Genomic DNA, 13,662 nt, shown 5'->3' on the forward strand with positions numbered 1-13,662 from the left:
GCCGCCTGTCGGCCTTCACCAATGTTGTCAAAGATATTCCGGCGGGCAACCAGATTCTTGGCTTATGCGCCGTCTGTTCGCCTGAGGTAACCGGTGGCGATCTCGCGCATCCGGTTGGCGTCGAAGCTTGGTCCATGGCCGCCATGGCCGATGCTGACAGGCAGATCGAGCAGCCGCTGCATGGTTCGGCGATAGGCTGATCGGTCGGAATCCGGCAGGTCGTCGATCAGCAAGGCGTCGTAGATGGCGTCGCCGGCGAAGAACAGGCCGTCGGCCTCATCGAACAGCGCGATCGAATCCGGCGAATGGCCGGGCAGATGCAGCACCCGGAATTGCCGGTCGCCAAGGTCGACCAGATCGCCCTCGTCAAGCGTCCGCGTCAGCGGCGCCGGCTGGATTCTGTATTCGGCCGCTTTCCAGCCCGGCGCCGGCAGCTTCGAGACGGCGCCGTCGAGATCGTGAAACATGTGGGCGTAGGTGACGGCGTCATCCATGCTGTCGAATTGCGCAGCACTCATCCTCGGCCCGGCTCGCAGCGGGAATTCGTGCAGCGAGCCGACATGGTCGAGGTGGATATGGGTGGCGACGACGAGCAGCGGCTTGCCATCAGGCGTGTCGATCTCCGGCGCCAGCGGGCAAATCCCCATGCCGGTGTCGACAAGCAGGTCGACGTCGCGGCCGCGCAGATGCCAGATGTTGGCGCGCACAAAATCATGCACGAACGGCTCGGTCAGCATGGTTGTAAGGGCGTCGACCTTCGTCTTGCTGAACCAATCATCCATCAGAGGGCCGGCATCAGACGAACGGTTTTCCAACCTTGTATTTTTCGGGAACCAGTCGCTTCAGATAGGCCATTCCTGCATCGGAGAGCTGATTGACCTCAGGCAGCATGAAATCGTCGGGCATGTGACGGGTCTTGCCGGCGACGTTTTTCAGCGGCACCTTGTTCAGCACGGTTTTCTTGCCGTCATATTGCAGCGCCACCGAGCCGCCGCCCTGCTCGGCGACGGCGACCGCAAAGACGCCGGCATCGAAGGCTTCCTGTGCATCCACGGGGTTGATGGCGCCGACATAGCCGCGCGGCATGTAGCCGAGCGCATCGACCCGGGCCCGCTTGCCCGGCAATCCTTCGGCCAGCGCACGCTCGAGGGCGGCCGGCAGGTCGCTGCCCGACAGCTTGACGTTGCCATGCGCATCGCGCTCCAGTTTCTCCGGCGGCACAAGACTTTCGACCAGCGCCTTGCCGTCGGCGGTGCTGACGCCTTCGGAGACTGCGACGATGCAGCGCTTGTGGCGATCAAGCGTGGCGCGAACATCGTCGATGAAGGCCGCAGCCGAGAACGGACGCTCCGGCACATAGACGAGATGCGGGCCGCTGTCGGGATCAAGCTGCCATGCGGCGGCGGCGGCGGTGAGGAAACCGGCATGCCGCCCCATGACGATGCCGACATAGATGCCGGGCAGAGCACGGAAGTCGAGGTCGACCGAGAGAAAGGCGCCGGCGACGAACTCGGCTGCCGAAATGAAGCCCGGCGTGTGGTCGTTCTCCTCGAGATCGTTGTCGATGGTTTTCGGCGCATGGACGAAAGCCATCTTGCCGCCGGCGGCGTCGGTCAGGATCTGCTGCGTGCCGGACGTGTCGTTGCCGCCGATATAGATGAAGGCATCTGCGCCAGCCTTCTTCAGGCCGTTGAGGATGATTTCGCAATAGGCCTCGTCCGGCTTGTCGCGCGTCGAGCCAAGCGCGGCGCTCGGCGTCGCCGCAATCAACCGCAACCGGTCCTCAGGGATAGCCGAAAGATCGACATAGTTGCCGTCGCGGATGCCGCGCACGCCATGGATGGAGCCCAACACCTTGGCGCCGGGATGCCGCCTGCGAATCTCGAGTGTGGCGCCCACCACCGTCTGGTTGATGACGGCGGTCGGGCCGCCGCCTTGCGCGATGACAAAAGTTCCGGACATGCTTCACGTCTCCCGAGCAGTGACTTTGCAGGCACATTCGCCTGTCTTGCGAGATCGCGCAACGGGAGAGTCGAGCGGCCGCGTCAGCCGCCTCGAGTTCAGACGATGACCGGGAGGGTCAGACGACGACGACCGGGTTCTTCCTAGAGACGCGGCTGTAGAGGTCGATGATGTCCTGGTTGATCAGGCGAACGCAGCCCGACGACATCGCCTGGCCGATGCTCCACCATTCGGGCGAACCGTGGATGCGGTAGCCGGTGTCCTGGCCGTTCTGGTAGATGTACAGCGCACGCGCGCCGAGCGGGTTGTCGAGGCCGCCGGGCTGCCCGGCCTGCCATTTCACCAGTTCCGGCTTGCGGGCGATCATCTCGGCCGGCGGCCTCCAGGTCGGCCATTCCTTGCCGTACTGGATGTTGGCGCGGCCGGACCAGCGAAAGCCTTCCTTGCCGATACCGACGCCGTAACGGATAGCGTCACCGCCGGGCTGCACCAAGTAGAGCAGCCGCTCCTGCGAATGGACGACGATGGTGCCGGGCTGCTCGCCAGTCGGGTCGACGACGATCTGGCGGCGGAACTCCGGCTTGACCTTGAGGTAGGGCACTTCCGGCAGCGTGAAGCCGCCGTCGGTGACGGAGGCATACATCACACCAGGGCTGGTGATGTTCTTGTCGACGCTGATGCTCGGGCGGACAGGGGTGATCGCGCCGGTGGTGACGCCGTCGAGTTGCAGCGCCGACAGGTCGAGCGTCTGGCTGCAGCCGGCGACGCCGAGCAGCCCCAGCGCACCGGCGCCGGACAACACTGCGCGGCGGGAAAGCTGGATTTCGGAAATTTCGATTTCGTCGCCATTGTGCGGCGGCGTCAGACCTTGCGGCAACTCGCGCATCTACCCAAACCCTACGCTGTCGGCGGGAAACACGGTCCGGCCGGATAGAGTGCATTATCACCAATCATGGTTGAAAAAGCGTGAAGAACCGTCGCCTGATGTTAACCAGGGGCATTTTCGATTTTTGCCCCTTTACATCTTTGTGAGCCCAAGGATTTATCCTCTTCTTTGAGCTCAAGGAGACGAACATGTCCTTCGAAAACTGGGCCGCCTTTGCCGCCGCCTCGACGATCCTTCTTGTCATTCCCGGCCCGACCATCCTTCTGGTCGTATCCTATGCGCTCGGCCAGGGCTGGCGCACCGCGCTGCCGATGGCGGTTGGCGTGGCATTTGGCGATTTTACCGCGATGACGCTGTCGATGCTGGGCATCGGCGCGCTGCTGGCGGCGTCGGCCACCGTGTTCACGTTGCTGAAGGTGGTCGGCGCCGGCTATCTGATCTATCTCGGCATAAAGCTGTTTCGCGCCGGCGGCACGCTCAAGGCCGAGCCGCGCCTGGACGCGGTGTCCTCGGCCAAGATGATGGCGCATGCCTGGCTGGTCACCGCGCTCAATCCGAAAAGCATCACCTTCTTCGTCGCCTTCCTGCCGCAGTTCCTCGACCGGCATGCCGATTTCTGGACGCAGATGGTGATCTTCGAGACGACTTTCCTGGCGCTCGCCTTCGCCAATGCCTTCGGTTACGCCCTGATCGCCGCAAGGGCACGCAACGTCGTTCGCAACCCGACGGCGATCCGCATCTTCAACCGCACCGGCGGCACGCTGCTGGTCGGCGCCGGCATCGCCACAGTGGCGATGCGCTCGGGCCATTGAGGACATGACGTGGCAGTCAGGGACGCATTCGGGCTGACGTTTTCGGGCGCGACGGGTTCTCGTCCTACAGCCAGGCCGTGCGCGAACTGCAATGCTTCATCGGCGACCCGGTCGGCTCGGTCGATCGCGCCATCGCCGAGGATCCCGGCTTCGTCATGGCGCATGTGTTCAAGGGCTATCTCTTCGGCCTCGCCACCGAGCGCGAGGCGGCAGCCGTGGCCAAAACATGCCACGAGACGGCACTGCCGCTTGCAGCCACGCCGCGCGAGCAGGCGCATGTCGCAGCACTTGGCCATCTTGCCGCAGGACGCTGGCATGAAGCCGCTCGTCTGCTCGAGGATATCGCCATCGAGTTTCCGCTCGATGCGCTGGCGCTGCAGTCCGGGCACCAGATCGATTTCTTCACCGGCAATGCCCGCATGCTGCGCGACCGCATCGGCCGCGCGCTGCCATCGTGGCAAAGCGGCATGCCGGGCTACCACGCCATACTCGGCATGCAGGCGTTCGGACTGGAGGAAATGGGCGACTATGCGCGCGCCGAAAAGCTTGGCCGCATGGCAGTCGACATCGAGCCGCGCGACGGCTGGGCGCAGCACGCCGTCGCCCATGTCATGGAAATGCAGAGCCGGCAAAGGGACGGCATCACTTGGATGCGCGCCAACCCCGACGCGTGGACGCGTGAAAGCTTCCTGAAAGTGCATAATTGGTGGCATCTGGCGCTGTTCCACTACGATCTCGGCGAGACCGACGAGGCGTTGGCGCTCTATGACGGCCCAATCTACGGCGAACGCTCGACGCTGGCGCTCAACATGGTCGATGCTTCGTCTATCCTGTGGCGGCTGCATCTCGGCGGCGTCGATGTCGGCGGCCGCTGGGCGGCACTCGCCGCCAACTGGGTCAAGGCCAGCGCCGGCAACTATGCCTTCAACGATGCCCACGCAATGATGGCCCTCGTCGGCGCCGGCCAAGAGACGCCGGCTCGCACCTTGCTCGAGGCGCAGCACGAGGCCATGCACGCCAACGACGACAACGCCGCCGTTACCCGGGATGTCGGCCATCCCCTGACGCTCGCCATCAAGGCGTTCGGCGACGGCAATTATGCCGAGACGGTCCGCCTGATCCGGCCCATCCGCGCGATCGCCCACCGCTTCGGCGGCAGCCACGCGCAGCGCGACGTCATCGACCTGACCCTGATCGAGGCTGCGCTGCGGTCGGGCGACCGTGCATTGGCAAGGGCACTTGCCGCGGAACGCGCGCTGGCGCGGCCCGACAGCCCGCTGTCGGCGCTGCTTTCGCGGCGGGCTGCCGATTTGTCGGAGAATTGACCGGAGGCGAATCTTGTCTTAAAAACTGCCAAGTCAGATTTTTTCGAGATCCGAAAAAATTAATGACAATGGGAGGACACTATGTATCTCGGCCTCGATCTGGGCACGTCGGGCGTCAAGGCGCTATTGATCGATGCCGGGCAGACCGTCATCGGCTCCGGCCACGCGTCACTCGACGTGTCGCGGCCGCACTCCGGCTGGTCGGAGCAGAACCCCGCCGAGTGGATCCGCGCCTGCGAGGGAGCGATCGCCGAGCTCAAGGTTTCTCATCCAGAACAGCTCGCCGCCGTCAAAGGAATCGGCCTCTCCGGCCAGATGCATGGCGCTACATTGCTCGATGCCGGCGACCAGGTGCTGCGCCCCTGCATCCTGTGGAACGACACGCGCAGCCATGCCGAGGCCGCCAAGCTCGACGCCGACCCGCGCTTTCGCAAGCTGACCGGCAACATCGTCTTCCCCGGCTTCACCGCGCCAAAGCTGGTCTGGGTGAAAAACAACGAGCCGGATATTTTCGCCAAACTGGCAAAGGTCTTGCTGCCGAAGGATTTCCTGCGGCTCTGGCTCACCGGCGAGCATATTTCGGAGATGTCGGACTCGGCCGGCACCTCTTGGCTCGATGTCGGCAAGCGAGACTGGTCATCCGACCTGCTTTCCGCCACGTCGCTCGACGAGAAGCAGATGCCGTCACTGGTCGAAGGGACCGAGAAGGCCGGCGCGTTGCGCAGCGAACTGGCCTCGAAATGGGGGATGCAGGCGGGCATCCCGATCGCTGGTGGCGCCGGCGACAATGCGGCGTCGGCTTGCGGCATGGGCACGGTCGCCGCCGGCCAGGCCTTTGTCTCGCTTGGCACGTCAGGCGTGCTGTTTGCCGCCAATGCGGCCTATCTGCCCAGCCCGGAAAGCGCGGTGCACACATTCTGCCACGCGCTGCCCGACACCTGGCACCAGATGGGCGTCATCCTGTCGGCAACCGATTCGCTCAACTGGCTGTCCGAGATATCAAGCAAAGGCGCCGGCGAGCTGACCGCCGAGCTCGGCGATACGCTGAAGGCGCCGACCGGCGTGTCCTTCCTGCCCTATCTCTCCGGCGAGCGTACGCCGCACAATGATTCGGCCATTCGCGGCTCGTTTACCGGGCTTGCGCATGAATCGAGCCGCGCCGTCTTGACCCAGGCCGTGCTGGAGGGCGTGGCTTTCGCCTTCCGCGACAGTCTCGAAGCCCTGGCCAAGGCCGGCACGACGCTGACGCGGGTAACGGCGATCGGCGGCGGCTCGCGCTCGCACTACTGGCTAAAGGCAATCGCCACCGCGCTCGGCCTGCCGGTCGACATTCCCGCCGACGGCGATTTCGGCGCCGCCTTCGGTGCAGCGAGGCTTGGCCTGATCGCGGCGACGGGCGCCGATCCGCTCAGAGTGTGCACGGCGCCGGCCACCGATGCCACAATCGAGCCGGTCGCCGCGCTAAGCAACGCTTATGCAGATGCCTATCAGCGCTACCGCTTGCTTTACCCGGCTATCAAGGCGGCCACGGCGTGAGTGGTTTCCCACCCCCGCCGCGGTCCGAGGTTTCCTCACTGTGCCGGGACCTTGTCGAGAAATCCGGTGACGTTTTTCAGGCGGCCATTCTCGACGACACCGATGTCGGTGCCTTCGATGACGGAATCAGTGCCTTCCGGCCCGAGATTCCACGAGAAGCGGATCGTGTCGCCAAACCCGTCCGGCTTGCCCTTCAGCGAGAACCGGAAGCCGGCAAAACGTTTTTGGACACCATCGATCAGTGCGGCGAGGCCATTGTGGCCGTCTCCCTGCATGATCGGATCGCGGTAGCTGACGTCATCGGTGAAGGCCGCCTTGAGCAAGGCTTGCCGGCGCGCGGCATCGCTCTCGTTCCAGGCGGCGATGTAGTTTTCGGCGATCGTGTTGAGGTCGGTCATGGTTTGTCTCCGTTGTTGATTGGCTTTGACATGACTCTTTTCATCCAGCGCCAGCGCGAATCCAATTACGCCTGAGGTAATCAGGACCGAACCCTGCGAGAGGACAGACAGACATGACCAGCGGCTTTTTCGGCGACATCCAGAAGATCAAATACGAGGGGCCGGATTCGACCAATCCGCTGGCCTACCGGTTCTACAATCCCGATGAGGTTGTCGCCGGCAAGCGGCTGGAAGACCATTTGCGCTTTGCCGTCGCCTACTGGCATTCCTTCGCCTGGCCGGGCGGCGATCCGTTCGGCGGCCAGACCTTCGAGCGGCCATGGTTCGCCGAGGCCGGTGGCACCGACACGATGGAACTGGCCAAGCTCAAGGCCGATGTCGCCTTCGACATGTTTTCGCTGCTGGGTGTTCCCTATTTCTGCTTCCACGATGCCGATGTGCGGCCGGAAGGAAAAAACTTTTCTGAAAGTGCCGCGCGCCTCGACGAGATATCAGACTATTTTGCGGCGAAGATGAAGAAGACCGGAGTCAAGCTGCTTTGGGGCACGGCCAACCTGTTCTCCAACCGCCGCTTCATGGCGGGAGCCGCCACCAATCCCGACCCGGACGTCTTTGCCTATGCGGCAGCGACGGTGAAGCACTGCATCGATGTCACCAAGCGGCTGAAGGGCGAGAACTATGTGCTGTGGGGCGGCCGCGAGGGCTATGAGACGCTGCTCAACACCGACCTTGCCCGCGAGCAGGAACAGGCCGGCCGTTTCCTCAACCTGGTCGTCGACTACAAGCACCGGATCGGCTTCAAGGGCACCATCCTGATCGAGCCGAAGCCGCAGGAGCCGACCAAGCACCAGTACGACTATGACGTCGCTACCGTCTACGGCTTCCTCAAACGCTTCGGGCTGGAGAAGGAGGTCAAGCTCAACATCGAGCAGGGCCACGCGATCCTGGCCGGCCATTCCTTCGAGCATGAACTGGCGCTGGCCAATGCGCTCGGCATCTTCGGCTCGATCGACATGAACCGCAACGACTACCAGTCGGGCTGGGACACCGACCAGTTCCCCAACAATGTGCCGGAGATGGCGCTGGCCTACTATCAGGTGCTGCAGGCCGGTGGCTTCAAGTCCGGCGGCACCAATTTCGACGCCAAGCTTAGGCGACAGTCGCTCGATCCGCAGGATCTGCTGATTGGCCATATCGGCGGCATGGATTGCTGCGCACGCGGCCTCAAGGCCGCCGCTAACATGGTGGAGGACAAGGCGCTGTCGGCCCCGCTGGCCGAGCGCTATGCCGGCTGGAATTCGGCCGAGGCCAAGGCGATGCTTGCCGGCAAGAGGACGCTGGAGGAGATCACCGAGCGCGTCGTCAAGAAGAAAATCGAGCCGCAGCCGAGATCCGGCCGCCAGGAACTGCTCGAGAATATCGTCAACCGGTACGTCTGAAGTGCCGCACCGGCAGGTCTGTTGACCGACCCGCCGGGCCGGAACAGCTTTGCGCGAGGGCGGAACCGACGACAAGGTTTTGCCCCGCACCGCCCCTCAATCGCCTCGCTCTTGCCTTCAAACAGCCGTCACGAATCTTGTATATGTGGTTGGTGGCGGAAACAGAAAGAAGGAGGCGAAACGATATGCAGCACGAACGCGAAATCGACGCCCTGCTCTCATCTGGCGAGGCCGGATCGATCATCGACCGGCTGATGGCGCTGCCGCACCCGAAGCATGGTGCCCGGAGTGCAAACGAATGGGATCGCGCGGTCGCCAGCCGCTTCGAGACCCACCTTGCGAGACAGATGCGCTCGCAGATCGACGGCAAAAGCGATCGCCAGGACGCTGCCTGATCCCGTCTATCTCCGACGCAGCCTGACCGGAGCTTCGCCGAAAGCTCTTGAAAACGCTCTGGAAAATGCCGCGGCGGACGAGAACCCCGTTCGCCCGGCAATATCGGCCATGGCCACGCGCGTGTCGACCACGAGCCGGCGCGCTGCACCCAGCCGCAGCCTGAGAAAATAGGCGCCCGGCGTCTCGCCGATCGACTTGCGAAAGATGCTTTCCAGCGTACGTGTCGTCACCCCGGCACGCTTTGCCACCGCGGCGATGGTCAAGGGCTGGTCGACGTGGGTTTCCATCAGCCGGATGGCTTGCGCCAGCCGCGGATCGTAGCCGTCGAGGCGGCCGAGCGAGACCAAAGGCTGCGCGTCGGTCGCGGCGCGTGCCTGGTCGTAGATGAAGACGCTTGCCACATCGAGCGCGACGGCCATGCCGAGCCGCGTGCGGATCAGATGCAGCATCAGGTCGAAGGTCGGCGAAGCGCCACCGGAGGTGAAGACCGGCCCGTCGATGACATAGCGGTCGGGGCGGACGTCGACATCGGGAAAGGCCGAGGAAAAATCCTCCATGTCCTCCCAATGGGTGGTGGCGCTTCGCCCCTCCAGCAGGCCGGCGCGGGCGACCAGCCAGGTACCGGCTTCGACGCCGCCGCAGGCGCGTGCCGCGCGCCCCGCTCGGCGCAGGCCGGCAAGCAGAGCCGATGTGGCATAGTTCTGCGTGCCGAACCCGCCGACTCCTAAACCAACACCGGTCTTATCCCCCCCATCCACGCGGCCGCTCCCCACACCGGCCCGCCCCATGGTGGGCCCGGGCGCTGCGCGGGCCACCGAAACCAGCCTGAAATCGAACAGCGTCTCGCCGGCAATACGATTGGCGGCGCGCAGCGGATCGACGGCCGAGGCCACACACATGATCGACGACCCGGAAAACACCAGCAGCGTCACCTTGAGCGGCAACCGTTCGGCGCGAAAGATCGACGACTTTTCGTTTTTCATCATACGCACTTCGTAAAATGCAAAACAGTTTCCGGCAAGTCAGGCATTGTTGCCATCTGTTCGATTGGGCCCATGTTTGATCGGGACCATCTGTGCTGATTGGGAGAAAAGTCGATGCCGCTTGCGATGAACCGTGAGGTCTTCATTACCTGTGCCATAACCGGGTCCGGCAGCTCGCAAGACCGCAGCCCGCATGTGCCGCGCTCGCCCAAGCAGATCGCCGATTCGGCCATCGACGCGGCAAAGGCCGGTGCGGCGATCGTCCACTGCCATGTGCGCGACCCCGAAACCGGCAGGCCGCGCCGTGACGTGCAGCTTTATCGCGAAGTGACCGAGCGCATCCGTGCGGCAGACGTCGACGTGGTGCTGAACCTGACCGCCGGCATGGGCGGCGACATGGTGTTCGGCTCGCCAGAAAACCCGCTGCCGCTGAACGAGAAAGCCACCGATATGGGCGGCGCCACCAACCGCGTGGAGCATGTGCGCCAGTGCCTGCCGGAGATCTGCACGCTCGACTGCGGCACCATGAATTTCGCCGAGGCCGACTATGTCATGACCAACACGCCAGGCATGCTGCGCACCATGGGCGGCATGATGACGGCGCTTGGCGTCAAGCCGGAGATCGAGGCCTTCGACACCGGCCATCTGTGGTTTGCCAAGCAATTGGTCGAGGAAAAGGTGCTCGACCCGGATGCTCTCGTGCAATTGTGCATGGGCGTGCCATGGGGCGCGCCGGACGATCTCAACACTTTTATGGCGATGGTCAATAATGTCCCGTCGAGTTGGACCTGGTCGGCGTTCTCCATCGGCCGCAACCAGATGGCCTATGCTGCCGCCGCGGTGCTGGCGGGCGGCAATGTCCGCGTCGGACTCGAGGACAATCTCTGGCTCGACAAGGGCGTGCTGGCAACCAATGCGCAGCTGGTCGAGCGGGCGGTCAGCATCGTGTCGAACATGGGCGCAAGGGTCATCGGCCCCGATGAGGTGCGCAAGAAGCTCAATTTGACAAAGCGCGCGCCACTTTGAACAAGCAATCGGTAGGGAGGAGCCGCCGATGAAGACCGTGAAATTCACCGCAATGAAGGATGGCGACCGCGACGATTACGCGTTTCTTACCGAGCACGAGATCGACTATGCGGCGAAGACCGGCGAACGGCTGCTTGAGGCGCTTGTCCAACTCGACGAGGGGCTGTCCGGCTACAAGATCACCCGGCTCGGCCATTCGCTGCAGGCGGCGACGCGCGCATGGCGCGACGGCGCCGACACCGACTGGATCGTCTGCGCGCTACTGCACGACATCGGCGACCTCTACGCACCGTACAACCACGACGAATATGCAGCTTCGGTCCTAAAACCTTTCGTGCGCGAGCAGTGCACCTGGGCTGTGGAAAAGCACGGTGACTTCCAGCGCCTCTATTACGCCCACCATCTCGGCGGCAATCCGCATGCGCGCGACCGTTTCGCCGGCCATCACTATTTCGACGATTGCGACCAGTTCTGCGAGCGCTGGGACCAGTCGAGCTTCGATCCGGGTTATGAGACGTTGCCGATCGACTTCTTCCGGCCCTTCGTGCTCGAGGTGTTTGCGCGCAGGGCCTATGACCCCACCGTGATCCGCGCCGGCGAGCGCGTGCCTCTCATCGACCTGGAAAAAGCCAGGACAAGAACCGGAGCCTCCGCATGAGCATCATCACCAAGGCAGCTGCAATCGGCGGCGGCGTCATCGGCGCCGGCTGGGTGGCGCGGCTGCTCTTGAACGGCATCGACGTGTCGATTTTCGATCCCGACCCCGAAGCCGCGCGCAAGGTCGGCGAAGTGATGAAAGGCGCGCGCCGCGCCTACAAGCAGATGCTGCCCGACGGCCTGCCAAAAGGGGGCAAACTGACCTTTGCCAAGACCATTGCCGATGCCGTCGCCGATGCCGATTTCATCCAGGAAAGTGTGCCGGAACGGCTCGACCTGAAACACCGCGTGCTGGCCGAGATCGACCTCTATGCGCCGGCCAATGCCATCGTCGGCTCCTCGACTTCCGGTATCAAGCCGACCGACATGCAGGTGGCGATGAAGAAGCATCCGGAGCGGCTGGTCGTCGGTCATCCATTCAACCCGGTCTATTTGCTGCCGCTGGTCGAAATCGTCGGCGGCGAGCAGACCTTTCCCGAGGCGATCGAGGTCGCCAAGGAGATGTACGCCTCGATCGGCATGAAACCGGTGGTGATTCGCAAGGAGATCGAGGCGTTCGTCGGCGACCGCCTGCTGGAGGCGGCATGGCGCGAGGCGCTGTGGCTGATCAAGGACGGCATCTGCACGGTCGAGGAACTCGACGACATCATGCGCTATGGCTTCGGCCTGCGCTGGGCGCAGATGGGCATGTTCCAGGTCTACCGCGTCGCCGGCGGCGAGGCCGGCATGCGCCATTTCATGGCGCAGTTCGGGCCGTGCCTGAAATGGCCGTGGACCAAGCTGATGGATGTGCCGGAGTTCAACGACGAACTGGTCGACCTGATCGCCACGCAGTCGGACGATCAGGCGGATGGCCTGTCGATCCGCGAGCTCGAAAAGATCCGCGACGACAATCTGGTCGCCATCATGGATGCGCTGTCGAAGCAGAACAGAGGCAAAGGCTGGGGCGCCGGCGCCTTGCACAAGGACTATACCAAGCAGCTCGCCAAGCTTGCGGCGAAGAAGCCCACCGCCTCCAAGGCGGCCGAGAAGGCCAAGGCCGAAAAGCCGAAGAAAAAGAAGAAAGGCTGAGACCATGGATTTTGGCCTCTCCGAGGAACAGAAACTGATCGTCGAGACGACGCGCGCCTTCGTCGAGAACGAGCTTTACCCGCATGAGCGCGAGGTGGAGCGCACCGGCGTGCTGCGCCGCGAGCTGATCGATGAGATCAAGGCCAAGGCGATCGAAGCCGGGCTCTATGCAGCCAACATGCCTGCGGAGGTCGGTGGCGCCGGCCTCGATACGGTGACCTGGCTGCTTTACGAAAAGGAACTTGGCCGCGCCAATTACGCGCTGCACTGGACCTGCGTGGCGCGGCCTTCCAATATCCTCTTGGCCGGCACGCCGGAGCAGCGCGAAAAGTATCTTTATCCCTGCATTCGCGGCGAGAAATGGGATTGCCTGGCGATGACCGAGCCGGGCGCCGGCTCCGATCTGCGCGGCATGAAGGCGACCGCGGTTCAGGACGGCGACGACTGGGTGCTGAACGGCACCAAACACTTCATCAGCCATGCCGATCTTGCCGATTTCGCCATCGTCTTCATGGCTTCGGGCGAAGAGGAGACGCCGCGTGGAAAACGCAAGAAGATCACCGCCTTCTTCGTCGACAAGGGCACCAAGGGTTTTACGGTGCGTGACGGCTACCGCAACGTCTCGCACCGCGGTTACACCAACGCCATCCTCGAATTCGACGATTGCCGGCTACCCGGAGGCCAGGTTCTGGGCGAGGTCCACAAGGGTTTCGACGTCGCCAATTCGTGGCTTGGCGCAACCCGCCTGCAGGTCGGCGCGACCTGTCTCGGCCGGGCCGAGCGGGCGCTTGGCCATGCGATCGAATACGCCGCGCAGCGCCAGCAGTTCGGCCAGCAGATCGGCAAGTTCCAAGGCGTTTCATTCAAGCTTGCCGATATGGCGACAGAACTGAAAGCGGCCGACCTGATGGTGTTCGAAGCCGGCTGGAAGTACGATCAGGGCACCGTCACCGATCAGGACATGGCCATGGCCAAGCTGAAGGCCACCGAGATGCTTGCCTTCGTCGCCGACGAGGCGATCCAGATCCATGGCGGCATGGGGCTGATGGACGATCTGCCGCTGGAACGCATCTGGCGCGACGCCCGCGTCGAGCGCATCTGGGAAGGCACGTCGGAAATCCAGCGCCACATCATTTCACGGGCGCTGCTGCGCCCGTTCGGGGGCTGATAA

Annotated in this window: 13 protein-coding genes and 1 pseudogene; 9 read left to right on the forward strand and 5 right to left on the reverse strand. The window is 63.6% G+C overall.

Annotated elements, in window-relative coordinates:
* Window positions 1–62: 62 nt before the first annotated feature.
* From AC0L15_RS04455 to AC0L15_RS04465, 3 genes are all read right to left on the reverse strand, one after another.
* On the reverse strand, window positions 63–782 hold the full coding sequence (locus AC0L15_RS04455; RefSeq protein ID WP_287246716.1) for an MBL fold metallo-hydrolase: 720 nt from the start codon (window positions 780–782) through the stop codon (window positions 63–65).
* 13 nt (window positions 783–795) lie between these two features.
* Window positions 796–1,962: a diphosphate--fructose-6-phosphate 1-phosphotransferase gene (locus AC0L15_RS04460; protein WP_287171431.1), complete on the reverse strand. Its 1,167-nt coding sequence runs from the start codon at window positions 1,960–1,962 to the stop codon at window positions 796–798.
* Window positions 1,963–2,080: 118 nt separating this feature from the next.
* A complete protein-coding gene (locus tag AC0L15_RS04465) occupies window positions 2,081–2,848 on the reverse strand; it encodes a L,D-transpeptidase (protein ID WP_027151997.1) in 768 nt (255 codons plus the stop codon).
* A gap of 188 nt (window positions 2,849–3,036) precedes the next feature.
* On the opposite strand from AC0L15_RS04465, the gene AC0L15_RS04470 reads away from it, so the two are divergent.
* The 3 genes and pseudogenes from AC0L15_RS04470 to xylB all read left to right on the forward strand — a co-directional run bounded on the left by AC0L15_RS04470 (window position 3,037) and on the right by xylB (window position 6,521).
* The gene (locus AC0L15_RS04470; protein WP_287246717.1) at window positions 3,037–3,660 is read left to right on the forward strand and encodes a LysE family translocator; all 624 of its coding nucleotides are present in this window, start codon (window positions 3,037–3,039) and stop codon (window positions 3,658–3,660) included.
* 9 nt (window positions 3,661–3,669) lie between these two features.
* Window positions 3,670–4,985 (forward strand): annotated as a pseudogene (locus AC0L15_RS04475) (tetratricopeptide repeat protein).
* Between the two features lie 81 nt (window positions 4,986–5,066).
* The gene (gene xylB, locus AC0L15_RS04480) at window positions 5,067–6,521 is read left to right on the forward strand and encodes a xylulokinase (protein ID WP_287246719.1); all 1,455 of its coding nucleotides are present in this window, start codon (window positions 5,067–5,069) and stop codon (window positions 6,519–6,521) included.
* Between the two features lie 35 nt (window positions 6,522–6,556).
* On the opposite strand, the gene AC0L15_RS04485 is transcribed toward xylB, so the two are convergent.
* A complete protein-coding gene (locus AC0L15_RS04485) occupies window positions 6,557–6,919 on the reverse strand; it encodes a nuclear transport factor 2 family protein (protein ID WP_027152001.1) in 363 nt (120 codons plus the stop codon).
* Between the two features lie 113 nt (window positions 6,920–7,032).
* Between AC0L15_RS04485 and xylA the strand changes: the two genes are divergently transcribed.
* Both xylA and AC0L15_RS04495 read left to right on the forward strand, forming a co-directional pair.
* Window positions 7,033–8,358: a xylose isomerase gene (gene xylA, locus AC0L15_RS04490; protein ID WP_287246720.1), complete on the forward strand. Its 1,326-nt coding sequence runs from the start codon at window positions 7,033–7,035 to the stop codon at window positions 8,356–8,358.
* A gap of 185 nt (window positions 8,359–8,543) precedes the next feature.
* On the forward strand, window positions 8,544–8,753 hold the full coding sequence (locus AC0L15_RS04495) for a hypothetical protein (RefSeq protein ID WP_236393379.1): 210 nt from the start codon (window positions 8,544–8,546) through the stop codon (window positions 8,751–8,753).
* 6 nt (window positions 8,754–8,759) lie between these two features.
* On the opposite strand, the gene AC0L15_RS04500 is transcribed toward AC0L15_RS04495, so the two are convergent.
* Window positions 8,760–9,740 (reverse strand): GlxA family transcriptional regulator, encoded by a 981-nt coding sequence (locus AC0L15_RS04500; protein ID WP_473495949.1) that lies wholly within the window; start codon window positions 9,738–9,740, stop codon window positions 8,760–8,762.
* Between the two features lie 111 nt (window positions 9,741–9,851).
* Between AC0L15_RS04500 and bcoG the strand changes: the two genes are divergently transcribed.
* Genes bcoG through AC0L15_RS04520 form a run of 4 tightly spaced genes read left to right on the forward strand, consistent with a single transcriptional unit; the run spans window position 9,852 to window position 13,659 of the window.
* Window positions 9,852–10,763 (forward strand): 3-dehydrocarnitine:acetyl-CoA trimethylamine transferase BcoG, encoded by a 912-nt coding sequence (bcoG, locus tag AC0L15_RS04505; RefSeq protein ID WP_287051513.1) that lies wholly within the window; start codon window positions 9,852–9,854, stop codon window positions 10,761–10,763.
* Between the two features lie 28 nt (window positions 10,764–10,791).
* Entirely contained in the window at window positions 10,792–11,421 is a 630-nt protein-coding gene (locus tag AC0L15_RS04510; protein WP_287246722.1) for an HD domain-containing protein, read from the forward strand.
* Window positions 11,418–12,491: a 3-hydroxyacyl-CoA dehydrogenase NAD-binding domain-containing protein gene (locus tag AC0L15_RS04515; protein WP_287246723.1), complete on the forward strand. Its 1,074-nt coding sequence runs from the start codon at window positions 11,418–11,420 to the stop codon at window positions 12,489–12,491. Before AC0L15_RS04510 ends, AC0L15_RS04515 begins: the two co-directional genes overlap by 4 nt.
* Before the next feature lie 4 nt (window positions 12,492–12,495).
* The gene (locus AC0L15_RS04520) at window positions 12,496–13,659 is read left to right on the forward strand and encodes an acyl-CoA dehydrogenase family protein (RefSeq protein ID WP_287246724.1); all 1,164 of its coding nucleotides are present in this window, start codon (window positions 12,496–12,498) and stop codon (window positions 13,657–13,659) included.
* The last annotated feature ends 3 nt before the right edge of the window (window positions 13,660–13,662 follow it).

This window comes from Mesorhizobium sp. WSM4846, assembly GCF_055811415.1.